The organism is Tritonibacter sp. SIMBA_163 (assembly GCF_046535935.1).
Lineage (GTDB): Bacteria > Pseudomonadota > Alphaproteobacteria > Rhodobacterales > Rhodobacteraceae > Epibacterium > Epibacterium scottomollicae.
Window position 1 is genome coordinate 1 of sequence record NZ_JAWJBP010001407.1, and the last position, 233, is coordinate 233.

The 233-nt window shown below is 56.7% G+C and carries 1 protein-coding gene; it reads left to right on the forward strand.

Going from position 1 to position 233, the window contains the following annotated elements:
• Positions 1-194: putative PEP-binding protein (locus tag R0J92_RS26920; protein ID WP_411053938.1), on the forward strand; the 194-nt coding region annotated here is incomplete at its 5' end.
• Positions 195-233: the final 39 nt, after the last annotated feature.

Below are 233 nucleotides of genomic sequence, written 5' to 3' on the forward strand. Positions count from 1 at the left end.
CGAAGCGTGACATCACGCTGTCGATCTGTGGTGAACATGGTGGCAACCCCGAATCGATTGCGTTTTGCCGCGCCGCGGGTTTCGATTACGTCTCCTGCTCGCCGTTCCGTGTCCCTGTAGCACGTCTGGCCGCAGCGCAGTTGGCGATCGCGAACAAGACAGGCCAAAATGTGCCTACATACTTAAAAAGGTAATGAATTCAGGATCATCCTATCGCTCCCTCCGCCTCGGCG